This is a genomic window from Arthrobacter zhaoguopingii, from assembly GCF_009828595.1.
Taxonomy (GTDB): Bacteria; Actinomycetota; Actinomycetes; order Actinomycetales; family Micrococcaceae; genus Arthrobacter_D; species Arthrobacter_D zhaoguopingii.
On sequence record NZ_WPNY01000009.1, the window covers coordinates 43,046 to 65,640 of the forward strand.

Genomic DNA, 22,595 nt, shown 5'->3' on the forward strand with positions numbered 1-22,595 from the left:
GACACCCCCTCGGTGCTCTCACTCGAAACATCACCTGAAAGAGGATTTCATGAAGAACAGACTGCGTAGCGGCCTGGTGGCAGCTGTTGCCGCTGGGACCCTGATGGTCACCTCCTGCGGATTCGGCGGAGGCGGCTCCGAGGGCGGGGGCGAGGGTGGAGACACCACCCTCAACATGCTCGTGCCGAGCTATTCCGACGGCACGAAGGCGCTGTGGGAGGGCGTGGTCGAGGAGTTCGAGGCTGCCAATGACGGCATCACCGTGGACCTCCAGATCGAATCCTGGGAGAACCTCGAGTCGGTCCTGCAGACCAAGATCCAGGCAGGCGAGGCCCCGGATATCTACAACGGCGGTGCCTTCTCCGCCTTTGCAGCAGAGGGACTGCTGTACCCGGCCGAGGACATCGCCTCGGAGGACGTCATCAGCGACTTCCAGGAGTCCTTCGCCGAGAATGAGTCGTTCGAAGGCACCCAGTACGGCCTTCCGCTGATCGCCTCGGCCCGTGCCCTGTTCTACAACAAGGACCTGATGGAGGAGGCCGGCGTCGCCGAGCCGCCGACGACCTGGGACGAACTCTACGACGCGGCCAAGAAGATCACCGACACCGGTACTCCCGGGTACGGCATGCCGCTGGGCTCGGAGGAGGCCCAGGGTGAAAGCCTCATCTGGTTCGCGGGCAACGGCGGCGGCTTCGGCGACGAATCCGAGATCACCGTGAACACCCCGGAAAACATCGAAGCGGCCGAGTTCATGAAGAAGATGATCACCGACGGAGTCACCCAGCCCGACCCCGGAGCAACCCAGCGCACCCCGATGATCAACGTCTTTGCCCAGGGCCAGATCGGTATGGTCTACGCCCTCCCGCAGACCGTCGGCCAGATCGAGAAGGAGAACCCGGACCTCAACTACGGGGTGGCCAACGTTCCCACCAAGAGCGGTGAGCCCGCCACCCTCGGTGTCGCTGACCGCCTGATGGCCTTCAAGAACGACGACAACAAGCAGGAGGCCATCACCGAGTTCATGAACTTCTTCTTTGAAAGCGACACCTACGTGAACTGGGTGGAGACCGAAGGCTTCCTTCCCACCACCAAGAGCGGCGCCGAGGCCATGGCCTCCAACGAGGACCTCAAGCCCTTCCTGGAGATGCTCCCCGACGCCAAGTTCTACCCCACGTCCAACCCGGCGTGGAACGCGACCGACGGCGCCTTCAAGTCGCTCATGGGCCAGCTTGAGGACCAGGACGCCAAGACGGTGCTCGACCAGATCCAGGCCAAGGCCGACGCCGCCTGATCCCGTGCGGTCCGTCACCGGAGCGCATCTCTAGTCCGCCAGCAGGGGAGCCGGCCCATTCGGCCGGCTCCCTCGCGTTCCCCAAGGAACGAACCGCACATGAGCACATTTTCAGCCCCGATCACCCGGGGGCGGAGGCCCGGCGGCCTCCAGAACCGGGACAGCCTGTGGGCGGCCCTGCCCTGGGTCGGTCCCGTCCTGCTCCTCATCTTCGGGGTGGTCCTCTTCCCCGCCGGCTACATGATCTACAACTCCACCCGCAGGATCAGCCAGGCCGGAACCAATGTCGAAGGCGTCGGGTTCGACAACTTCGCCTCGGTCTTCGCCGATCCCAACCTGCCGCGCATCCTGGTGAACACCCTGGTCTGGGTGGTCGTTGTGGTCTCGGTGACGGTCGTGCTGTCGCTGGCGCTGGCGAACTTCCTCAACAAACCCTTCCCCGGCCGCACCCTGGTGCGCATGGCCGTCGTCGTCCCGTGGGCGGCCAGCGTCGTCATGACGACGACCGTCTTCTACTATGGCCTGGACCGTGACTACGGCATCATGAACGCCTTCCTCGTCGACATCGGCATCCTCGATTCCAGCTATGGCTTCACCAAGAACGTGGCGACGGCGCTCGGCGCCGCGATCGTCGTCGCGGTGTTCGTCTCGATCCCCTTCACCACCTACACGATCCTCGCCGGCCTTCAGGCCGTTCCCGGTGACGCCCTCGAAGCGGCCAAGGTGGATGGCGCCGGCCCGGTCCGCACCTACTTCAGCGTGGTGCTGCCGCAGCTGCGCGGGGCGCTCGCGGTGGCCGTGCTGATCAATGTCATCAACGTCTTCAACAACCTGCCTATCCTGCGCATCATGACCGGGTCGATTCCCGGCTACAGCGCCGACACCCTGATGACCTACATCTTCAAGGTGCTCCAGTTCGACCGGCGCCTCGATATCGCCAGCGCCCTGAGCGTGGTCAATTTCGCCGTCGTCGTTCTGATCGTCGCGGCGTACGTGAAGCTCGTTAAGCCCATGAAGGAGACCTGAGGTGTCAGTCAGTACCCCGGTCGAGGCCGTTCCGGCCCCTCCCCAGCAGGTCCGCGTCCGCAGGTACGGCCCCGACGGAATCAGCGGACGGCGGCTCGGACTGCGCGTTGCGGTCGGCGTCATCATCGCGTTGGTTTTCCTGACGCCGTACCTGATCATGCTCGTCGGGTCGCTCAAGACGCGTCCTGAAATTCTCGGGGTGCCGCCGCGGTACTTCCCGCAGGACGGACTCCAGCTAGGCAACTACGTCTCGATGTGGTCAACCCCGGAGACCCCGCTGCCCTACAACCTCATCTCGACGCTGATCATCTCGATCTTTGCGACGCTGCTCGTGCTCCTGGTCGCCACGCCCGCGGCGTACTACACGGCGCGTTTCCGCTTCCCGGGAAAGCTCGCCTTCCTGTTCCTGGTGATCGTGACCCAGATGCTGCAGCCGGCCGTCCTGACTGCGGGGCTGTTCCGCCAGATGCTGGTCCTCGACATCAACGACACGTGGCTGGCGATGATCCTGATCAACGCAGCCTTCAACCTTTCGTTCGCGCTGTGGATCATGCACAGCTTCTTTGCCGGCATCCCCAAGGAGATCGACGAGGCAGCCCAGCTCGACGGTGCCGGCCGGCTCATGGTCCTGTTCCGGGTCAACCTTCCCCTCGTCTGGCCCGGCATTGTCACGGCGATCATCTTTACCTTCGTCTCCTCCTGGAACGAGTTCGCAGCCTCCCTGGTGATCATGTCCACGGCCGAAAACCAGCCGTTGTCGGTGGCGCTGACCAAGTTCATCGGTCAGTACGCAACGAGCTGGCAGTACGTGTTCGGCATCTCGGTCGTGGCGATCATTCCCGTGATCATCCTTTTCGCCCTGATCGAAAAGAGGCTGATCGGTGGGCTGACTGCGGGAGCCGTCAAGTAACCGGGCCGAAGCATCGAGGACGCTTCCAGTTTTTCGTTGTGAAGCGCCTCCTGCGGTGCTATCCCTAGAAGATGTCCGCAGCGGAGCGTTTCGAAGGAGAAGCGATGACAACGAGTCCCGACGCAGAGGAACGCGAGCTCAGCGACTGGAGCCGCACCCTGACCCAGGCGCTGCAGATCCTCGACCTCGAGGTGGACTCCGCCAAAATCCGTGAGGTGGCCGATCGGTCTTCGGCCGCGGTCTCGCCGAACGCGGGAGCCATCAGCGCCTTCCTCGTGGGGTATGCGGCCGGCACCGTCAACACCAAGGGTCGTAAGGGCGCAGACGAGGCAGTGCAGAAGGCCGCCTCCACCGTGCTGCGGGTGCTTGCCACGGGCGACGAGCGCGAAGAAAAAGGCTGGACCGGCACCGCGCAGTAACCACCGCCGCGAGTGTGCAGTACACCACCGAAAGCCCGTGTCAAAGGGTGGTGACCTGCAGTCTCGGCGGGAGGATGCGCCGGACGTGCAGCCGAAAGGGCCCTCGGGGTGCTCCGCGTCGGGGGTGGCGTCGGGGTTTGGCTTGGCGTTGACTAGGCGGAGTCGGCTGCCGGCGGCCCGGGGGCCGAGAGGCGCTGCAGTGCCTGCTCGAGGAAGCCTCGCAGCGCCGGATCGGTCGTCAGCGCCAGGGCCCTGCTGTAGGCCGCGGACGCCTCCGCGGTGCGACCCGCCTCGGCCAGCAGGTGGGCTCGGGTTGCCCAGGCTGGCTGGAAATCATCGAGAGCCGGGGCCTTGGCCGCGTCGAGGAAGGACAGGCCCGCGTTCGGGCCGGATGCCTCGCCCAGGGTGGAGGCGAGTGAGACGATCCCTCCGAGGGTCGGTGTAAGGGCCACCAATGCCTCGTTGAGGCGGAGCAGCGCCTGCCAGTCGGTCCTCCCCGTGCGGGCCCGGGCGCAGTGGACCGACTGCATCGCGGCCTCGAGCTGGAACCTTCCGATTCGCCCCAGGGTGTGGGCGTGCCGCAGGTGTTCCTCCCCGCGGGCGATCAGACCACGATCCCAAAGGCTGGTGTCCTGAAGGGCGAGGGGCACGAACCCACCGGCCGAGGCAGTACGTGCAGTTCCTCGGGCCAGCGACAGGCAGATCAGCGCGGCCAGTCCGTGCGCCTCCGGCTCGTTGGGAAGCAGTTCAGTGAGAACCGTCGCAAGGTACAGCGCCTCGGCGGCGAGGTTCTCGGGAGGGCCGGTGTCCGGCCCGGCTTCGTTGCGGGCCCCGGCGTCCGCGTCTGTTTGGGAGCGGGCCTCGGCGTCCATTCCTGCCGGGGAAGGAGCCTCGGCGTCCGTCCCGGCTGGTTCACCGATCCCGGCTGCTGCCTGAACCGTTCGCGTTCCCGGCAGGGCGTGCCGCCAGTCGAGGGCATACGCGCCGTACACCGCCTCGAGCACCGCGGGCAGGCGCTCCTTCAGCACCGTTGTATCGGGCAGGACGAAGGGAATGCGGGCCTCTTGGATGCGCCGCTTGGCCCGCACGAGGCGCTGTGCCATCGCCGGTGCCGGCACGGCGAAGGCCGAGGCGATCCGGTCCGACGGAATGCCGAGGACCACCTGGAGCATCAGTGGCGTGCGGACGCCCGGGGCGATGGCCGGGTGGGCGCAGACGAAGAGCAGGGCGAGCCGTCGATCCGGAATCGCCTCGACATCGACCTCGTCCCAGTGCACGGCACCCGGCAGTGCGGAGCCGGACCCGACCGGTGAGGGGACAACCCCCAGGGAGCCTGTTCTCCGGGATGTGACACCCGGGGAACCTGCTCCGGAGGAACCGGTATCGGGCTCCAACGGCACCGAGGTGCGGTAGGCCGCCGACCGGTAGCGGTCCCGCTGCCGGTTGCGCGACACCGTGAACAGCCAGGCTTCGGGGTTCTCCGGGATGCCTGAATCCGGCCAGGTCGTCAGCGCGCGGAGGAACGCGTCGGCCAGCGCGTCCTCGGCGGCCTGGAGGTCGCCGGTGGGTGCGGCGAGCAGGGCGAGCAGGCGGCCGTAGGAGGCGCGGGCCACGGACTCGGCTCGAGCCCGCGCCTCGGCAGTGCTCAGCCCAGTTCCCGCCACTGTCCCTCGCGGAAGGAAATCGCTGACGGGCGGATCTCGATCACCCCGTACTGGGCACCCGGGCACTTGGAGGCCCAGGCGAGCGCCTCGTCAAGGTCCGGGACGTCGATGACGAAGGCGCCGGCGAGCTTTTCCTTGGTGTCGGCGAACGGTCCGTCCTGGATGGAGAGGGTGCCCGTCCGCAGCGTCACCGTCGTGGTCATCTCGGCCGGCTTGAGGATCTCCGCGGCGACGAGGATGCCCGCGGCGTCCAGCGACTTCGCATACGCATCGAAGGCCTCCCGGAAGGGGGCCATGTCCTCTTCGGTGATGCCGGCGTCGGCAGGCTCGGGGTTATTCAGGAGCAGGGAGTAACGCATGGTTTCGGCCTTTCACATTCGGCGGGCGCGGGGTGCGTCCCGTATCCCCATGACGGCCCATGCAGCCCCGAATCGACATTTCCACGGGGGAAATCCCACAGAATTTTCAGGCCGGCGCCGCCGCGGAACCGGCCTTCGCGCGCGCCGCATCACCGGCCTCCTCATCCGCCGCGTCACCAGCCGTCGGCTCGAGCCGGATCAGGACCGCCTTCGACACCGGCGTGTTGCTTCCCTCGGCCACCGAGTCCAGCGGGACCAGGACGTTGGCCTCCGGGTAGTAGGCCGCGGCGCAGCCCCGGGCGGTGGGGTAGGACACCACACGGAAGTCGCGCAGCACCCGCTGAATCCCGTCGTCGTAGACGCCGTGCAGGTCGACCTGCTGGCCGTCGGACAGCCCGAGCTCGGCAATATCCTCGGGGCTGATGAACACCACGTGGCGGCCCTTCCGGATGCCACGGTAGCGGTCATTGTGCCCGTAGATGGTGGTGTTCCACTGGTCGTGGGAGCGTATGGTCTGAAGGATCAGGCTGCCCGGCGGACGCTCGAGGGGTTCCAGGTCGTTCACGGTCAGTACCGCTCGCCCGGTGGGGGTGCGGAAGGTCCGCGAGTCCCGCGGTCCGTTGGGCAGCACGAAACCGCCGTCCTGGCGGATCCGCTCGTTGTAGTTCTCGCAGCCCTCAACGACGTGGGAGATGTGTTCGCGGATGAGGTCGTAGTTCTTCTCGAAGCCGGCCCAGTCCGCCTTCACCCGGTCGCCGAGCGTCTCGCGGGCCAGCCGGCTGATGATCGCCGGCTCGGAGAGCAGGGTGTGCGACACCGGCTCCACGCTGCCAAATGAGGGGTGGACGGCGCATACGGTGTCCTCGACCGAGACGAACTGGCGCCCGCTCTCCTGCACGTCGATTTCGGTGCGCCCCATGGTCGGCAGGATCAGGGCCTCCTCCCCGGTGATCAGGTGGGAGCGGTTGAGCTTGGTGGAGATCTGCACGGTCATCTCGGTCTTGGCGAAGGCCGCCTCGGCGACCTGTGTGTCGGAAATGGCCGAGACGAGGTTGCCGCCGAGGGCGACGAGCACCTTGATCTTCCCGTCCCGCATCTGGTGGATGCTTTCGACGGCGTCGACGCCGTGGTCCTGCGGCGCCTCAAAGGAGAACTCCTTGCCGAGCGCGTCGAGGAAGGTCGACGGCATCTGCTCCCAGATGCCCATGGTGCGGTCGCCCTGCACGTTGCTGTGCCCGCGGATGGGGGAGGCCCCGGCACCGGGCTTGCCGATATTGCCGCGCAGCAGCAGCAGGTTGATGATCTCCTTGATGGTGGGGACCGCCTTTTTCTGCTGGGTGATCCCCATTGCCCACGTGATGATGACCCGCTCGGCCCGCAGGTAGCGTGCGGCGAGCTCGTCGATCTCCTCGCTGCGCAGTCCGGTGGCCTCAAGCACCGTCTGCTCGTCGAGCTGGGCGAGGTGCTCGCGGAGCTCGTCGAGGCCTTCGCAGTGCTTCTCGAGGAACTCGTGGTCGAGGACCGTGCCCGGATTCTTTTCCTCGGCCTCGAAGACCCGTTTCGAGACGGCCTGGAGCAGCGCCATGTCGCCGCCGAGCCGGATCTGCAGGAACTGATCGGCGATCTCGGTGCCGCGCCCGACGATGCCGCTGACCCGCTGCGGGTTCTTGTACCTCCGCAGGCCCGCCTCTGGCAGGGGGTTCACGGCGACGATCTTCGCGCCGTACTCCTTGGCCTCCTCCAGCGCGGTGAGCATGCGCGGATGGTTGGTCCCCGGATTCTGGCCGAGGATGATGATCAGGTCCGAGCGCGCGAAGTCGTCATAGGTGATGGTGGCCTTGCCGATGCCGATCGTCTGGCCCATGCCCCAGCCCGAGGACTCGTGGCACATGTTTGAGCAGTCGGGCAGGTTGTTCGTGCCGAAGCCCCGGACGAACAGCTGGTAGAGGAACGCTGCCTCGTTCGAGGTCCGCCCGCTGGTGTAGAAGGCCGCCTCATGCGGGGAGGCCAGGGAGTTCAGTTTCCGGGCAACGATCGAAAACGCCTCGTCCCAGCCCACCGGGCGGTAGTGGTCCTCGCCCGCGGCCTTATAGACGGGCTCGGTGAGCCGGCCCTGCATGCCGAGCCAGTACTCGGTGCGTGCGCGCAGGTCGGTCAGCGAGTGTTCGTCCCAGAACTCCGAGCCGATGACGACGGGCGTGGCCTCCCAGGTGACCGCTTTGGCTCCGTTCTCGCAGAACTCAAAGGCCTTGCGGTGGTTCGGGTCGGGCCAGGCGCAGCTGGGACAGTCGAAGCCGTCCTTCTGGTTCAACGCCAGCAGGGTCTTCCGGGTCCGGTCCACCCCCATGTGTTCGAGCGCCGGCTTCATTGAGTAGTAGACCCCCGGCACGCCGGCGGCCCAGTCTTTTGGCCGGTCCTTGACCTCGACGTTCTTCTCGTCGGGTTCCTCGACCGGAGGGTTGCTGCGGACCACGGTGCACTTCCCTTCTTCCGGCACCGCTCGTCCCTGGGCGCATGCCGGTTCCTCTGCGGAACACCTTGTCCCTCAGGACTAGCAGGCCCGCGGAGCCGCCGCAACCCTTTGTTGGCCCCTAGAGGGTGTGGATGCTCCAGCGCGCCTCGTGGGAGTCTCCGGGAGCCAGTACGACGAGGTCGGTGCCCGAATTGAAGGCATCCGGCGGGCACGTCATGGGCTCGACGGCCATGCCGATGCGGGAGACCGCAGGGTCTGGCTGGTCCGCGGTGTGCACCTGAACCCAGGGGCAGTCCTGGCCGAAGGTGATGCCCGCACCGCGGCCGTCGGTGCCGGTGACGCCCACGGTGACCCGCCCGTCGGCGTCGTAGGCAAGGTCCGTGAAGGCATGGTCGATGAAGGTTGTGTCCACCGGGCGCGGAGCGCGGAAATCGAACTCCGGGTGCACCGGGTCGAGGGTCGTAGGGATCAGTCGGTCCTCGGTGACGTTCAGGACGGAGTCCGCCGGCAGGGAGAGGGTCCATTCGTCGACGCGGCCGCTCCCGCCCACGAGGTACGGGTGCGGTGCAGTGCCGTAGGGGGCGGGGGAGTGCCCGGTGTTTGTCGCCGTCACCGTGGTGTGCAGGCCGCCGTCGTCGAGCACGTAGTCGACCTGGACCAGGAGGCGGAAGGGGTATCCGTCCTGGGGGACCACCTCGGCGCGGAGCCTGACGGAGGACTCGGTGTGCTCCTCGGGAAGCCAGTCCTGCCACGCCATCAGCCCGTGCAGGGCGTGACCGCGGTTGGGCTCGGTCATTGCGAGGAAGTTTTCCTTCCCGCCGAAGGTGTACCGGGCGTCGACAATCCGGTTGGGCCAGGGCGCCAATAGCGCACCGCGGAAGAAGGGGCGGACCTCGGATTCCTCGTAGGGCACGACGAGGTCCCGGTCCTCGAAGCGCAGCCGGCGGACCGAGGCTCCGACGCTGGCGATGTCGGCGGTGTAGCCGCCGGCGCGAAGCGTGTACTGGTGGCCCGAGACGGGCACTGCGGGGTCCATCGGTGTCATGAGTTCCTCTGGGCTGGGTGCTGGGTGCTGGGTGCTGGGTGCTTGCTTGGAGGGCGCCTCCGCGGGAGGTGCCTCCAGAAGTCTAGTGCGCAGGGATCGGGTTCCGGCCGTCCACTGACGTGGCGATTAACGGGCGATTCCCCCCGGCGCGTGTGCCAGGGGGAATCGGGAACCGTTGTCAGCCCTTCGGGGGTCAGCCCTTCAGGGGTTAGCCCTTCACACCGGAGCGTGAGACTCCCTCGATGATGAACCTCTGGAGGAAGACGAACAGCGCCAGGACCGGAAGGCTTGCCATCACGGCACCGGCCATCAGCAGGTCGTACCTCACCGCATTGGCCGACTGGAGCGTCGAAAGGCCCGCGGGCAGGGTTTGCACATCAGGGCTGAAGAGCACGTAGATCGGCCACAGGAAGTCGTTCCAGTTGGTGAGGAACGCCAGCAGCGCCAGCGTGGCCATTGCGGGCTTCGCGAGCGGCAGGATGATCTTGGTGAACATCTCGAACCGGTTCGCCCCATCGAGCCGGGCGGCTTCCTCAAGGTCTTCAGGCAGCGCTCCGAAGAACTGCCGCATGAAGAACACACCGAAGGCGGACGCCGCGGTCGGGACGATGATCGCCACCAGGGCGTTGAGCCAGCCGAGGCCGCTCACGATCAGGTAGTTCGGAATGATCAGGATGACCGGGGGCACCAGCAGCGTGGCGACAATGACCCCGAACACGATCTTCTTGCCCCGGAACTCCATCCGCGCCAGCGGGTAGGCGGCGAGGGCGGAGATGACGACGACGAGGGCCGCGTGGAGCAGCGCGGCCACCATGCTGTTGAGGAACCAGCGCAGCACCGGGGTGCTGCTGCCGGGGGCGAGGATCGACTCGTACGCCTGCAGCGAGAACGGGTCGGGAATCCAGCTCGGCGGGATGCCGGTGGCATCCGCACGCGTCTTGAAGGAGGTAACAAACATGAAGATGAGCGGGCTGATGAAGATCAGCGCCACGATGCTGAGGATGATCAGCCGCAGGACCATCTTGCGCCGCCCGGCTGGATCCTTGCGCTTGGTGGGCAGGCGTCCGCCGTTTCCTGCCCCGGATGCCCCGGATGCTGTTGACGCACCGGATTCGGTGAGCTGTGTCATTTCCCCTCCTTCTTTTCACGGAAGAGCCAGAACACGATGAGGCTCAGGAGCATGAGGAACAGGGTGAGCACGTAGCTCATGGCCGCCGCGTTCCCCATCTGGAAGTTGCGCAGGCCCGTTTCGGCGATCTGGTAGATCGCGGTGCGGGTCTCACGGCCCGGGCCGCCAAGGGTGATCAGGTAGGACTGGCCGAACATGTTCACCGAGGCGATGAGCGTGACGATGGTGACGAAGGACAACACGGGGCGCAGCCCGGGGATTGTGACATTCATGAACTGCTGCCACTTGTTGGCGCCGTCGACCCTCGCCGCTTCATACAGCTCCGCGGGGATGTCCTGCAGTGCCGCCAGGTAGATGACGGCGTTGAACCCGAGGGTCCACCACACCGTCACGCCGATGAGGGCAACCCAGGCCGCGGGGGTGGAGGTCGTCCAGGCGATGTCGTCCGGCAGGCCGATCACGCCGAGGTAGTAGTTGACGAGTCCGATGTTGTTGTCGAGCAGGTAGCGCCAGAGCACCGAAATCACTGCGACGCCAAGGACGTACGGCGCGAAGTACACGGCGCGGAAGAAGTTCCGGCCCGGGAATTTCGAGGCCATCAGCAGTGCGACGGCCAGCGGGATGGTCAGCAGCAGCGGAACGCTGAAGACGGTGAAGATGCCCGTTGCCTGCATCGAGCTCCAGAAGCTCTCAAAGTAGGGCGAATCGGGCTGGAACAGCGACACGTAGTTCGCCAGCCCGACGAAGGGCTGAAGCGGACGGGTGTAGTCCCAGGCGTGAAGGCTGATCCAGAGGCCAAAGACGATGGGGATGAGAACGAACCCGATGAAAAGGATCAGGTACGGAGCAAGGAACAGCCACGGAGTGCCTGCGGCCTGCTTGGCGACACCCTTATTCGTTTTCGGGGCCGCAATTCGTGTGGGCGTAGTGGTCGGCTGACGCCCGGGCGCCTCCCCCTTCGAGGAGGCGCCCACCTTGGATGAGGATTTCATTTTTGGCTATTTTCCAAACGAGGCTTGGTTTTCTTCCATCAGCTGGGATGCTTTCGCAGCAACTTTTGAAAGGGCTTCCTTGGGCTCCTGCTCGCCGAGGATCGCGTTGTCGACGCCGACCTCGAGAGTTTCGGCCTGGACAGTGCCCAGACCCGGGACGGGAGGCAGGAACTTCATGGAGTCGACCTTCGCAGCGATCGGTTCCTGCGGGGTTCCATCAAGTGCCCCGCCTTCGCGCACCGACGTGCGGGCCGGAATCATGCCCGAGCCGGCCCAGGCTTCGGAGTTCTCGCTCATCCAGGCGATGAAGACCTTCGCGGCGTTCGTCTTGTTCTCGTCGGGAGTGGCCTGGCGGGGGAGGAAGAAGTTGTGCGAGCTGGCCCACACTGCGTCTTCCTCGCCGATCACGGGGATCGGGGCAGCGGCGTAAGGTACGCCGGCGGCTTCGAGGTCGTTGAACTGCCAGATGCCGTCCCAGGTGATCGAGTTCTCACCGTTCTTGAAGGCGACGTACTGGGAATCGATGGCGACGTTCTTCGGGCTGTACCCCTCATCGATGATCGAGGTCTGCCATTCGAGTCCCTCGACGCCGGCCTCAGAATCGAAGGTCGCCTTGGCGCCATCGGCGTCGTAGGGCTCGCCGCCGTTCTGCCACAGGAGGGAGAGGTTCATGAGGTGGCTGGGCCACTTCGCGGGCATCCAGAACGGGTTTTCGTAACCGGCGGCCTTGAGCTTCTTCAGCGCGTCTTCGAAGGATGCGGCGTCGGTGGGGGCCTCGGTGATGCCCGCCTTTTCGAAGTGCTCGGTGTTGTAGTACATCGCCAGCGAGTGAACGTCCAGCGGGATGCCGTAGCGCTCGTCCTCGTACACGCCTGCGTCCCAGACCTCTTCGGTGAAGTCTTCGCCGGTCAGCTCGAGCTCCTCCGCGAGGTCGTCGACGGGAACGATGACGTTGCGGGCGGCGTTGGTCGACAGCTGCTCAAGGTGCATGACCCCGACATCGGGGCCTTCTCCGGCCTGCACAGCGGCGGGGAGCTTCTGGTACATGTCGGCCCACTTGATGGTGTTGGGGACGACCTTGATGTTGTCGTGCTCGGCGTTGAATTCTTCGACCATCTGTTCCATGAACGGGCCGTCACCGCCGGTGAACCCGTTCCAGTAGTCGAGTTCGACCTTCGGACCGGTGTATTCACCGGTGAACTCCGTGGCCGTGCCCTGCTGGGCTCCGCCGCCTCCACAGGCGGTGAGTGCCAGAAGTGCCGTCGCGCCGATGGCGGTGGCTGCGGATACACGGTTACGGATGAACCGCTTCGGATAGGTCATCATTGTCCTCCTCGGTGAAAGTGGTGCGCAGCGCCCGTGGCGTTTCGCATCGTTGTCAGGCGGCCCATCCGGCAAGGCGGCGTTCCGTAGACGTTGCCTCAAGATACAGCGTTGTAAAGTTGTATGTCTAGTACGCCCCAATGAGACCGATCTGTCCACTAGTATTAATTTTCCAGCGAAGGGGGTGGCAGTGAAGCGAGTAAGACTTGTCGACGTGGCCGAAGTTGCAGGCGTGTCGACGAAGACCGTGTCCAACGTTGTCCATGATTACCCGCACGTGGCGCCCGAACTGAGGCTCCGGGTGCAGGCCGCCATCGACAAGCTCGGTTACCGGCCGAACCTGACCGCCCGCCGCCTCGTTACGGGCAAAACCGGCATGATCGCCCTCGCCATCCCGGAAATCGACCACCCCTACTTCTCGGAGATCTCCCGCCAGATCGCCGAAGAGGCGGCGCGGCGGAACTACCGGGTCATCATTGAGCAGACCCTGGGCAAGCTCGAGGCCGAACACGCAGTGCTCGAGGACCGGGAAGCCGGCCTGGTGGACGGCATCATCTTCCATCCGGTCAGTATCGGCGCGCTGTCCATCGCAAAGCTCCACCACGACACTCCGCTGGTGCTGCTGGGGGAGGGGGCGATGCCGGCGACCAGCGACCACGTGATGATCGACAACGTTGCCGCAGCGGCCGAGGCCGTCCAATTCCTCCTCCGGCAGGGACGGCGCCGCATCGCCTTCCTCGGCGTCGTCGAGGACGACGTCACCTTCTCGACGGACAAGCGGCTGCTTGGCTACCAGCAGGGCCTGATCGAGGCGGGGTTGGATCCGGATCCCGGGCTCGTGCTGTCGGTGCGGGACTTCTCGTCCGAAGCGAGCGATGAGGCGGTTCGGGCTGCCCTGCAGCGCGGGGTTTCCATCGACGGCATCGTCTGCCGCGACGACAAGTTCGCCGCCGGAGCTCTGCGTGCCTGCGCCGCCGCCGGCATTTCGGTGCCGGATGGAATCGCGGTGCTCGGGTGGGACGACACAGCCATCGGACAGTACACGACGCCGAGCCTGACCTCGGTGGCTCCGGACAAATTTGCGCTGGCTTCGACGGCCCTCGAACTGCTGACCGAGCGCATCGACGGCTTCCGCGGTGTGGGCCGGCACCGGATCGTCCCCCATGGACTCACGATCCGGCAGAGCACTCCGTCCGTGCGCTCCGAACTGGCTGTGTCCGAGGGCGAGCCGGCCGTTCCGTCGGCCTGATCGGGCACCTCAACCGAACTAGCGTCATCATTGAACGTTTCGCAAAATCGACTTTACAGCGTTGAAAAATTCGGACAGGATTGACGCCATGCCTAACTCTTCCTCCTTCAGTGCAAGCACCCAAGACGGCACCTACCCGCGGCCCCAGCTCGTCCGGCGCCACTGGCACGATCTGTCGGGGGAATGGGAGTTCGAGCATGACGACTCAAATACCGGGATTGCCAGCGGGTGGGCAGCCGGAACGACCAGCTTCAGCAAACGGATCCTCGTCCCGTTCCCGCCCGAATCCACCCGCTCCGGCATCGGCGCCACGGGCTTCCATCCCGTGGTCTGGTACCGGCGCACCCTCACCCCGGCCGACATTGCCGCGAGCGGGTGGACCGGCGGTGACGACCGGGTGCTGATCCACTTCGGTGCGGTGGATTACCGCGCCTCGGTGTGGGCAGGTGACCGGCTGCTGGGCACCCACGAGGGCGGCCAGACGCCGTTCTCCTTCGACGTCACGGAGCAGGCGAGGACAGGGGAGGACTTCGTCCTCGTCGTCCGGGCCGAGGACGACCCCCACGACGTCTCCCAGCCGCGCGGCAAGCAGGACTGGCTCGAGGAGCCCCACGTCATCTGGTACCACCGCTCGACCGGGATCTGGCAGCGGGTCTGGCTCGAGGCCGTCCCCGCCACTTTCGTCCGCCGGATCGCGTGGCGAACCGACGTGCCCGGCGGGACGGTGAGCCTCGACGTCGAACTGTCCTCTCGTCCGGTCGACGAGGTGAGCGTCCGGGTCGAGCTCAGTTACCGCGGGAAACCCCTCGGCACCCATCAGGCGTTCTCCTCCCAGCCCCGGTTCACCATGACGAGCGCGCTGGCCCACCAGGCGAACGGCCAGGCCTACGAGAACCTCCTGTGGTCGCCCGCCCACCCGCGGCTCCTCGATGCGCGCGTCGTTCTAATGGACAGGGAGGGCAACGTCCTCGACGAGATCTGGTCCTATCTGGGACTGCGCAGCGTAGGCGAAGCCGGCGGCCACTTCCTGCTCAACGACCGCCCGTTCTACGTGCGCTCCGTGCTCGAGCAGGGCTTCTGGCCCGATTCCCTGTACACCGCGCCGGACTCCCAGGCCATCCAGGACGAGATCCAGCTGATCAAGGACCTGGGGTTCAACTCGGCACGGCTCCACGAGAAGGTTGAGGACCCCCGCTTCCTTTACTGGGCGGACCGCCTGGGCCTGCTGATCTGGGGCGAGATCGGAAGCACCTTCGAATTCTCCCCGACCGCCGTCCAGCGGGTCACCCGCGAATGGATGAGCGTCGTCGAACGCGACATCTCGCACCCCTCGATCGTCACCTGGGTTCCGGTCAACGAGAGCTGGGGCGTCCAGCACATCTCGCACGATCCCGCCCAGCAGCACTTCGTGCAGGCCCTGTACCACCTCACCAAGGCCCTCGACCCGACCCGCTCCGTCGTCTCCAACGACGGCTGGGAACACACCGAGTCCGATCTGCTGACCATCCACGACTACACGACGACGCACGACGGGCTGAAGGCGAACTATGCGAACGCTGAGGCGGTCGAGGGCCTCGTTGAGGGTGTGGGTCCGGCCGGCCGCAGGCTGACGACCCTTCCCACCGGTGCAAGCGGGAAGCCGGTGATGGTTTCGGAGTTCGGCGGAGTGACCTATGCGCCGAACAGCCCCATCGTCACCTGGGGCTACTCCACCGTCGATTCGCCCGAAGACTTCGCCGATCGCGTCGGCGGCCTGTTCTCCGCCCTGCAGACGAGCCCGGTCCTTGCGGGATTCTGCTACACCCAGCTCACCGACACGATGCAGGAGGCCAACGGGCTGACCGACGAAAACCGGAAGCCGAAGCTTCCGGTCGAGGTGATCCGTGCCATCGTCACCAACGGTGCGAAGGAAACCCACGAAAACGTCGTGGATGAGGGTGAGATGATCCTCCCGCAGCGGCAGCCGGGGCCCGCAGCCTCAGCCGCCGTCGGTTCCTAGGCCGCCGTTCCGCTTCCGCCCGCCCACCTGCGTTGAGCCGGTGGGCGGGCGGGTTCCATTAAGCGGCCGGTCAGGGGCTTGTGTCCAGCAGTTCGTTGAGGACCTCGGAAGCGGTTTCGGGGTCCCCGGCGTCGGAGTAGTGCTTGGCCGCCCGGAGGTAGTGCCTGCGGGCCGGCACCGGTGCGTCCACGCTGGCGTGGTACTGGCCAAGGAGGCGCTCCCTGAGGCCTGCGGATTCGAACTCAAGGTCCTCCGGCTCCTTCACCTGTTCGATCAGCGCATAGGCGGCACCGAGGTCGCCGCGCAGCGATTGGAGGTGGGCCCAGGCGAGCAGCAGTTCGGACCGTTCGGAGTCCGTGCCGGCGATGCGGAACCCCAGATCGGCGTTGGCGAGACACTGTTCGACGGCGTCGTCCGAGAGGCCGGCAAGGAGGCGTGCCGAGGCCGAGGCCCGGTTGAAGTGCGCCCAGAGCCCCACGTCGGTGTGGGGGGTGAGGTGCTGTGCCGCGATGGCGTGCTGGGCCAGGCCGGTTTCCACGTCGCCGCGGCGGAACGCGATATTGCCGACGACCCAGCCTGCCCTTCCGATCGTGGGGGAGGACATGCCCGGAACCGTTGAGAGGTCGGTGAGTGGAAGGGCTTCCTCCCAGGCCTCCTCGTAGTCCCCCCGCACCGACAGGGCAGCCACGAGGATGAATCCGCATTTGAGGCGGGTCACCGAGTGGTCGGGGAGTGAAGCCGCGGCGGCGACGGCGGAGCGGGCGAGGGTGATCGCCTCGTCGAGGGCTCCGGTGGCGCGTTTGGTTACGGAGAGCGCACTCAGCACGGTCGCCTCGAGCTCGGGCCATTCACCGGTCAGGGGGTGGGCGAGCAGTTCGGTGAGCGTCTCCTCCGCGAGATCGGGGCGCCGCAGGGCTGAGTACGCCTCGGCCTGGAGATTGGTGAAGTGCCACCAGATTGCTGAATTCGACTGCTCGCGGGCCAGGCTGGCCACATATTCGGACTCGGAGGCTGCGAGGGCGTAGTCCTTGAGGTCCCACGCGTTTTGGGCGTGCTGCAGGGCGGCGGCGAGAGCACCGCCGTCGTCGGTGGGGCCGGTTCGGATCCAGCCGAGGACGGTCTGCGGGTCGAGCTGGAGCAGGTCGGCGAAATGCCAGGCCATCTCCCTGCTGGGCTGGCGCTGGCCACTTTCCAGGAGGGAAACGTAACTCGCCGAGTACCGGCCGGCTCCGAGCTCGCTTTGGGTGAGTTTCTTCGCCGTGCGGGCGCTCCTCAGCTCGTCGCCGAATGCCATGCCAATTCCTCCCCCGGAGGAGCCCGGTGCGCCCCCGGGGAAAGCCTATGCGCCTTTACTGCCCCGTCAAATCGTTGACACGCCCTGTCACGCCGGACGGCCCTGGAGCTCCACGCTACTCCCGAACGGGATGGCGGCTGATAATCGAGATGCGGTTGAACGCCCCGATGGTGATGGCGATCCAGTTCACCGCCGAGAACTCGGCGTCGCTCAGGACCTTCCGGGCCTTCGCGTGTTCCTCATCGAGGACCTCCGAGGGAGGAAGCAGCGTGGCACTCTCGGCAAGGGCGAGGCCCGCCCGCTCCTGGTCGCTGAACAGGTCGGTGTCGCGCCAGGCAGAAAGCACCGACAGCCTGCGTTGGGCGACGCCCGCAGCGAGGGCCTCCTGTGTGTGGACGTCGAGGCAGTAGGCGCAGCCGTTGAGCTGGGAGACCCTGACCTTGATCAGTTCGGAAAGTTCCGCACCGATTCCCGCTGCTTCGGCCGTCTCCTTCACCTTCAGGGCCAGGCCGTTGAGGGCGCGGAAGAGTGCGGGGTCTTCCTTGTCGAGGAAGACGCGGCGGGCGGTGCGGGGCTCGGAATCCGTGGTCACGAAGGGTCTGCTTCCGGTCGGGCGGCGGAGGTGGCCGGCATGTCGATGAGGTGGTCCCATTCATGGTGGGTGCGGAGGTAGGCCGCGATGTAGGGACACAGCGGAACGATCCGCAGGCCGCTCGCGCCGGCGTCGTCGAGTGCGAAGCGGGCAAGCTGCGCCCCGAGTCCGCGGCCGGAGTAGGCACGGTCGACCTCGGTGTGGAGGAGCAGGATCTGGTTGGAGGAAGGACGCAGTCGATAGTCGGTGAAACCGATGGTGCCCGACCCCTCCTCCACGAGCTCGTATCGCGCGCGTTCGGGGACGTTCATCACCTGCAGCGGGGCATCCACGCCGGCGTTGCCGTTCTGCTCTGCGTCCATTGCCTGTCCTCCGTCGGAAGAAGGGCCGGCGGCAGGGTCCGCTCGCGCGGCTGCCGGTACCTCTCGGGCGGGCCCGTTGTGCTTTCGCTTTCCCTTTCAATTCTTGCACCGATCGGCCCGGACCACCTGCGCGGAGGAAGCGGCGCGTACGGGTGGTCCGTCCGGGTGGTCCGGACCGGCGGCCCCGTACGCAACGCAGTAGCATTCGAGGGGTGAAACCGTATCTCTTGCTGGCCACCCGTGCCGACGACGCTGCCGCCGAGGGCGAGTATCAGGGGTTCCTGCGCTTCGGCGGGCTGGCACCCGATGAGCTCCACCGGGTGCGGGTGGAGCAGTGCCCGCTTCCGCCGATCGATCTGGAGCGGTACTCCGGGATCTTCGTCGGTGGCAGCCCCTACAACTCGTCGGATCCCGAGGAGGAAAAGTCGGTCGAGCAGCGCCGGGTCGAGCAGGAACTCGGCACCCTCCTTGACGAGGTTGTGGCGGAGGACTTTCCCTTCCTGGGCGCCTGCTACGGCGTGGGAACGCTGGGCCGGCACCAGGGTGCGGTGATCGATCGGACGTTCGGCGAGCCGGTCGGCGCCGCGACGGTGACGCTCAGCGGACCGGGCGCCGAGGATCCGCTGCTCGAGGGCATGCCGGAGGCCTTTACCGCCTTCGTCGGCCATAAGGAAGCCTGTGCCACCCCTCCACGGGGGGCGGTGGTCCTTGCCTCGTCACCGGCCTGCCCAATCCAGATGTTTCGGATCAAGGAAAACCTCTACGCCACCCAGTTCCATCCGGAGCTCGACGTCGATGCCCTGGTCGAACGGATTTCCATCTACCGCAACGCCGGGTACTTCCCGCCCGACGAGGCCGAGGACTACATGCGGCGGGCCCGCGGCTTCCGGGTGGATCATCCCGCGCGGATCCTGCGGAACTTCGTCCGCCGGTACGCGGTGAGCTGAGCTGACTCCGGGGGCGCTGCGGCGGTCGCAGGTTGCGTTAGCCGAGCGCGTACTGCAGCAGGGACCCGTCGATGGCTACGGGGGCGAAGACCTTCCGCATCACCAGGGTGGTGAGCCCCTCGAGGGCGGCGTCGTCGCCCGCCTCCCCGCCTTCGACGGTAAGGCCCTCGGCGATCCGTCCGACGACGTCGGAAAGCACCCGCTCCCGCACCTGGTCGACGAACGCGGGGAGCACCCCGATCGTGCCGCCGAGGACCAGCCGGTCGGGGTTGATGGTGGTGACGGTGGTCGCAAGTGCCCGGCCCAGGACGTCGGCGGCCGCGGTGAGCGCGTCAATCACCACCGGTTCACTCCTCCGGGCGGCGGCGCAGATCTCCGGGAGGGTGGGGTAGCCGGCCGGGCCGAGGTTGAGGCCCAGGGAGCGCCCCGAACTGAAGGTGGCAAGGCAGCCGTGCCGGCCGCAGCTGCACACCGGTCCGTTGGGGGCGACGCGGATATGGCCGATGTCGCCCGCCGCGCCGTGGGCCCCGTGAAGGATCGAGCCGTCCACAACGATCCCGCAGCCGATGCCGGTGGCGACCTTGATGTAGACGAGGGTCTCAGCGTCGGTCCTGCGTTCACCCAGCGCCGCGGTGCGCGCGTCGTTCTCGATGACGAGGGGCACCGGCCAGCGCCCGGACATGGCGGCGACGACGGCGTCCGGCGGCCAGCCGGAGATCGTCGTTGAGTGGACCACATGGCCGGTGGCCGCCTCGACCGGGGAGGGAAGGCTCACCCCCACGCCGGTGAGGATCTCCGAGGTTTCCTGCTCCAGTAGCTCGGCCCCGGCCGCCAGCAGCGGCCTCAGTACTGTGTCGGCCGGTTCGGAGATGCGGTGGGCCAGCGTGCGGGTGCGCAGCTGCCGCCCTTCGGTGTCGGTGACGCTGACCGTGGCGTGGGTCTGGCCGAGGGCGAAGGCGAGGATCACGCGTCCCCGGTCGTCAAACCGGATCTTGCGGGAGCGGCGCCCGCCGGTGGCCTCGAGCGGTTCGGCCTCGTAGACCAGGCCGCGGCGCACCAGGGCATCGAGGCGTTCGTAGAGAGTGGCACGCGACATGCCGGTGGCCGCCAGCAGCTGCTGGCGGGACAGGCCGCCGGTGGAACGGAGCAGGTGAAGGAGGCTGCCGTGGGAGGCGGCCCCACCCAGCCCAGCCGGCACACGCTCAACAGCCATTCCGTCGCCTCCTGTTCGGTCGTCCAGCCTACCGCAGGCCGATTGGCCCTCCGGCACCGCGCCGGGGTCAGGCCGCCGGGAACCAGTCCTCGGCGATCCGGTGGCCGAGGGTGCCCAGCAGGGCGTCGGCGTTGCGGATGGATTTCTGCAGGTCCTGCTCCAGTTCGGTCAGTGCGTACGCGCGGGCGATTCCGAGTCCTTGCAGTTCCTCGGTGGTGAGGGTCCGCCGTCCGCAGACCGCGGCGACGGGCAGGCCGCGGGCCAGCGCGGCACGGGCCACCCCCGCCGGTGCCTTGCCGCTGAGGGTCTGGGCGTCGAGGGAGCCTTCACCGGTGATCACGAGGTCACCCTCGCCCAGCCGGGCGAGCGCGTCGGCGAACCCGACGAGTTCGAGGACCACTTCGACTCCGGGCCGGGTGGTGGCCTCGAGGACCGCCAGCGCGGCAAAGCCGAGCCCTCCGGCGGCCCCGGCCCCGGGCGCCTCGCTGACGTCGAGGGCGGACCCACAGGCACGGTGGACGGCGTCGGCGTAGTGCCGGAGTCCATCCTCGAGCGCGGCGACATCCGCGGGCGAAGCGCCCTTCTGTGGTCCGTACACCGCCGCCGCGCCCCGGGGTCCGAGGAGGGGGTTGTCGACGTCGGTCGCGAGGATCACCTCGCAGGTGGCGAGGCGGGCATCGAGCGTCGTGAAGTCGAGCCGGCCCAGGTCGGTCAGGGCCCCGCCACCGCGGCCGAGTGCGCGGCCGCGGCGGTTGACGGCGAGGGCCCCGAGCGCCTCAAGGAACCCCAGGCCTCCGTCGGTCGAGGCGCTGCCGCCGACGCCGAGGACGATCCGGCGGGCGCCGGCGTCAAGGGCCGCCCGCACCAGCTCGCCGGTGCCGAAGGTCGTGGCATCCAGCGGGGCGGGGATTCCACCGGGCAGTTTTTCGAGCCCCGATGCCTGGGCCATCTCGACGACGGCGGTTGCCGTCCCCTCGTGCCAGGCAAAGGCAGCGGCCAGCCGGTCCCCGGTGGGGCCGGTGACCATCACCTCCCGCCGGGCGTAACCGGCGCCGACGGCGGCATCGAGGGTTCCGTCCCCGCCGTCCGCGATCGGCATGCGCACCACCCGCAGGTCCGGGCGGTGCGCAGTCAGGCCGCGGCCGACGGCGGCGCACACGCCGGGGGCGTCCAAGGAGCCCTTGAACTTGTCGCTGGCGATGAGGACGGTTCTCATGAGGGGGTGTCCGGAGATGTTCCGCCGGGCGCGCCGATCCAATCGAGGGCCGCCGCGGCCGACCACGCCTGGGCGGCGGTGCCTGGACCTTGATGGTCTGGCCCTCCACCTCCACCGTGAGCAGGATCGAGGAACCCATCGGTTCGACCACCACGACCGTTCCCGGGGACGTCTCCGGAGGAGCGCTGGGAGTCGCCAGCGACGTTTTCGGCGCGGACCCCCAGCAGGACATCGGTGCTCGAGTAGGACTGCAGCAGGGACGGGGCGCGAAGGCGCTGGTCGCACACGATCAGTGCGCCGCCGTCACCGGAGACCGCCGTCTTGATGAAGTTCATCGGCGGGGAGCCGATGAAGCCGCCCACGAACCGGTCCGCCGGTGCGTCGTAGACATCGAGCAGATCGCCCAGCTGGGCGATCTGTCCCTTCCGCATGACGGCCACGCGGTCGCCCAGGGAGAGTGCCTCGCTCTGGTCATGGGTGACGTAAACGGTGGTCGTCTTGAGATCCTTGACGATTTTCTTCAGCTCCGATCGGAAGTTGAGACGCAGCAGGGCGTCGAGGTTGGAGAGGGGTTCGTCCATGAGGAGGTCATCGGCGTCCATCACGATGGCGCGGGCGACGGCGAAGCGCTGGCGCTGGCCGCCGGAGAGCTGGGCGGGCAGGCGGTCGAGGTAGGGCCGAGCTGCAGCAGGTCGGCGGCCCAGATGACCTGTCGATCGATTTCCTCCTTGGGCTTCTTGGCCATGGAGAGACCGAAGCCGATGTTATACCGGACCTTGCGGTGGGGGAAGACAGCGACGCCTGGAACACCATCGACATGTTGCGCTTGTTCGGCGGGAGGTAGGTGACGTTCGAGAGGGCCGCGCCGTGCCCTCCAAGGAGGGCACTGCGTCGTGAGACGGAGCGCTGCAGGAGTTGGGGAGGGGTGTTTCTCACTGGTGTTCCGATTGAGAGTGCTCCATTGCAGCTTCGGGCCAAAACTCAGACAAAAGTTCGGAGGTGTCAAGTGCCACAGGACAACGATGGTTCCGCCGACGCATGTTCGGAGCCGTCGGAGCCGAGAGGAACATGGCGGTGATGCGGGAGGGTCCA

Annotated in this window: 20 protein-coding genes and 2 pseudogenes; 7 read left to right on the forward strand and 15 right to left on the reverse strand. The window is 67.0% G+C overall.

Features of this window, described 5'->3' with window-relative positions; genetic code table 11:
• Nucleotides 1–49: 49 nt before the first annotated feature.
• The 4 genes from GVV86_RS12555 (at nucleotide 50) to GVV86_RS12570 (ending at nucleotide 3,646) form a co-directional block, all read left to right on the forward strand.
• Nucleotides 50–1,291 (forward strand): extracellular solute-binding protein, encoded by a 1,242-nt coding sequence (locus GVV86_RS12555; RefSeq protein WP_159802982.1) that lies wholly within the window; start codon nucleotides 50–52, stop codon nucleotides 1,289–1,291.
• 99 nt (nucleotides 1,292–1,390) lie between these two features.
• Nucleotides 1,391–2,317: a carbohydrate ABC transporter permease gene (locus tag GVV86_RS12560; RefSeq protein ID WP_159802983.1), complete on the forward strand. Its 927-nt coding sequence runs from the start codon at nucleotides 1,391–1,393 to the stop codon at nucleotides 2,315–2,317.
• A 1-nt stretch (nucleotide 2,318) separates the two neighbouring features.
• A complete protein-coding gene (locus GVV86_RS12565; protein WP_201291449.1) occupies nucleotides 2,319–3,227 on the forward strand; it encodes a carbohydrate ABC transporter permease in 909 nt (302 codons plus the stop codon).
• A 104-nt stretch (nucleotides 3,228–3,331) separates the two neighbouring features.
• Nucleotides 3,332–3,646, forward strand: coding sequence for a DUF6457 domain-containing protein (locus tag GVV86_RS12570; protein ID WP_159802984.1), 315 nt, complete (start codon nucleotides 3,332–3,334; stop codon nucleotides 3,644–3,646).
• A gap of 152 nt (nucleotides 3,647–3,798) precedes the next feature.
• Here the strand turns inward: GVV86_RS12570 and GVV86_RS12575 are convergent, their stop codons facing one another.
• The 7 genes from GVV86_RS12575 to GVV86_RS12605 form a co-directional block, all read right to left on the reverse strand.
• A complete protein-coding gene (locus GVV86_RS12575) occupies nucleotides 3,799–5,310 on the reverse strand; it encodes an RNA polymerase sigma factor (RefSeq protein WP_246669978.1) in 1,512 nt (503 codons plus the stop codon).
• Nucleotides 5,292–5,669, reverse strand: coding sequence for a YciI family protein (locus tag GVV86_RS12580; RefSeq protein ID WP_159620613.1), 378 nt, complete (start codon nucleotides 5,667–5,669; stop codon nucleotides 5,292–5,294). The genes GVV86_RS12575 and GVV86_RS12580 overlap by 19 nt, the downstream gene beginning before the upstream one ends.
• A gap of 106 nt (nucleotides 5,670–5,775) precedes the next feature.
• Nucleotides 5,776–8,142: an FdhF/YdeP family oxidoreductase gene (locus GVV86_RS12585; protein ID WP_159802985.1), complete on the reverse strand. Its 2,367-nt coding sequence runs from the start codon at nucleotides 8,140–8,142 to the stop codon at nucleotides 5,776–5,778.
• A gap of 118 nt (nucleotides 8,143–8,260) precedes the next feature.
• Complete coding sequence (locus GVV86_RS12590) at nucleotides 8,261–9,178, reverse strand: aldose 1-epimerase family protein (RefSeq protein WP_159803060.1); 918 nt, start codon at nucleotides 9,176–9,178, stop codon at nucleotides 8,261–8,263.
• Between the two features lie 217 nt (nucleotides 9,179–9,395).
• Nucleotides 9,396–10,316, reverse strand: coding sequence for a carbohydrate ABC transporter permease (locus GVV86_RS12595; RefSeq protein WP_159620609.1), 921 nt, complete (start codon nucleotides 10,314–10,316; stop codon nucleotides 9,396–9,398).
• On the reverse strand, nucleotides 10,313–11,308 hold the full coding sequence (locus tag GVV86_RS12600; protein WP_159620607.1) for a carbohydrate ABC transporter permease: 996 nt from the start codon (nucleotides 11,306–11,308) through the stop codon (nucleotides 10,313–10,315). Before GVV86_RS12600 ends, GVV86_RS12595 begins: the two co-directional genes overlap by 4 nt.
• 6 nt (nucleotides 11,309–11,314) lie before the next feature.
• On the reverse strand, nucleotides 11,315–12,634 hold the full coding sequence (locus tag GVV86_RS12605; protein WP_159802986.1) for an ABC transporter substrate-binding protein: 1,320 nt from the start codon (nucleotides 12,632–12,634) through the stop codon (nucleotides 11,315–11,317).
• Between the two features lie 187 nt (nucleotides 12,635–12,821).
• Between GVV86_RS12605 and GVV86_RS12610 the strand changes: the two genes are divergently transcribed.
• The gene (locus tag GVV86_RS12610) at nucleotides 12,822–13,880 is read left to right on the forward strand and encodes a LacI family DNA-binding transcriptional regulator (RefSeq protein ID WP_159802987.1); all 1,059 of its coding nucleotides are present in this window, start codon (nucleotides 12,822–12,824) and stop codon (nucleotides 13,878–13,880) included.
• Nucleotides 13,881–13,968: 88 nt separating this feature from the next.
• The gene (locus GVV86_RS12615) at nucleotides 13,969–15,879 is read left to right on the forward strand and encodes a glycoside hydrolase family 2 TIM barrel-domain containing protein (protein ID WP_159802988.1); all 1,911 of its coding nucleotides are present in this window, start codon (nucleotides 13,969–13,971) and stop codon (nucleotides 15,877–15,879) included.
• Between the two features lie 70 nt (nucleotides 15,880–15,949).
• Here GVV86_RS12615 and GVV86_RS12620 read toward each other — a convergent pair whose 3' ends face one another.
• The 3 genes from GVV86_RS12620 to GVV86_RS12630 form a co-directional block, all read right to left on the reverse strand.
• Entirely contained in the window at nucleotides 15,950–17,173 is a 1,224-nt protein-coding gene (locus tag GVV86_RS12620; RefSeq protein ID WP_159620599.1) for a helix-turn-helix domain-containing protein, read from the reverse strand.
• A 115-nt stretch (nucleotides 17,174–17,288) separates the two neighbouring features.
• Nucleotides 17,289–17,765 (reverse strand): carboxymuconolactone decarboxylase family protein, encoded by a 477-nt coding sequence (locus GVV86_RS12625; protein ID WP_246669980.1) that lies wholly within the window; start codon nucleotides 17,763–17,765, stop codon nucleotides 17,289–17,291.
• Nucleotides 17,762–18,127, reverse strand: a complete 366-nt coding sequence (locus GVV86_RS12630) for a GNAT family N-acetyltransferase (protein ID WP_246199891.1) — start codon at nucleotides 18,125–18,127, stop codon at nucleotides 17,762–17,764. Before GVV86_RS12630 ends, GVV86_RS12625 begins: the two co-directional genes overlap by 4 nt.
• A 212-nt stretch (nucleotides 18,128–18,339) precedes the next feature.
• Here GVV86_RS12630 and GVV86_RS12635 point away from each other — a divergent pair, with 212 nt between their 5' ends.
• Nucleotides 18,340–19,074, forward strand: coding sequence for a glutamine amidotransferase (locus tag GVV86_RS12635; RefSeq protein WP_159802990.1), 735 nt, complete (start codon nucleotides 18,340–18,342; stop codon nucleotides 19,072–19,074).
• Nucleotides 19,075–19,111: 37 nt separating this feature from the next.
• Here the strand turns inward: GVV86_RS12635 and GVV86_RS12640 are convergent, their stop codons facing one another.
• The 5 genes and pseudogenes from GVV86_RS12640 to GVV86_RS18720 all read right to left on the reverse strand — a co-directional run bounded on the left by GVV86_RS12640 (nucleotide 19,112) and on the right by GVV86_RS18720 (nucleotide 22,248).
• Nucleotides 19,112–20,287, reverse strand: a complete 1,176-nt coding sequence (locus GVV86_RS12640; protein ID WP_159802991.1) for an ROK family transcriptional regulator — start codon at nucleotides 20,285–20,287, stop codon at nucleotides 19,112–19,114.
• Nucleotides 20,288–20,354: 67 nt separating this feature from the next.
• A complete protein-coding gene (locus GVV86_RS12645) occupies nucleotides 20,355–21,503 on the reverse strand; it encodes a glycerate kinase (RefSeq protein ID WP_159802992.1) in 1,149 nt (382 codons plus the stop codon).
• Between the two features lie 91 nt (nucleotides 21,504–21,594).
• Nucleotides 21,595–21,735 (reverse strand): annotated as a pseudogene (locus tag GVV86_RS18915) (TOBE domain-containing protein); the annotation flags it as partial.
• A gap of 31 nt (nucleotides 21,736–21,766) precedes the next feature.
• A pseudogene (locus GVV86_RS18920) lies at nucleotides 21,767–22,165 on the reverse strand (ATP-binding cassette domain-containing protein); the annotation flags it as partial.
• Entirely contained in the window at nucleotides 22,105–22,248 is a 144-nt protein-coding gene (locus GVV86_RS18720) for a hypothetical protein (protein ID WP_246669981.1), read from the reverse strand. The gene GVV86_RS18720 and the pseudogene GVV86_RS18920, both read right to left, overlap by 61 nt.
• Between the last annotated feature and the right edge of the window lie 347 nt (nucleotides 22,249–22,595).